This is a genomic window from Fructobacillus tropaeoli (assembly GCF_001047135.2).
GTDB classification, from domain to species: domain Bacteria; phylum Bacillota; class Bacilli; order Lactobacillales; family Lactobacillaceae; genus Fructobacillus; species Fructobacillus tropaeoli.
The window spans coordinates 1-385 of the sequence record NZ_DF968157.1 but is presented as its reverse complement, the minus strand read 5'-3'; the positions used below and the strand labels follow the sequence as shown (position 1 = coordinate 385).

The window sequence follows — 385 nt, the reverse complement described above, 5'->3', positions numbered from 1 at the left end:
ACCAAACGCAAAACCAAGTATCTCATGATACTGATACGTTAAATCAATTGAACAATCAAGCTCAGAATGAAAAGGCTGACACTGAACAAGCCCAAACTAACGTCAACAATGATACTCAAGCTGTTGAGTCTGCTAAGCAAGAAGTTCAAGATGCGTCAACACAAGCAGACCAAGCAAAGACAAACCTTGCCGAAAAGCAACAAGCTCAAAACCCAGAATTAGCTGAACAAATCAAGAATGCTCAAGACGATGTTACTAATCACAAGAGTGCTGAAGAACAAGCTCAAAAGAATCTTGATCAAACGCAATCAGACGAAACAACTGCAACGTCTGCAAACAATAAAGCTCAACAAGACTTGCAGCAAGCACAATTTGCAAAAGACGT

1 protein-coding gene is annotated in these 385 nt (G+C 40.0%); it reads left to right on the top strand.

The features are described 5' to 3' along the window. Positions 1–385: hypothetical protein (locus tag AOQ32_RS08810; protein WP_158531907.1), on the top strand; the 385-nt coding region annotated here is incomplete at both ends.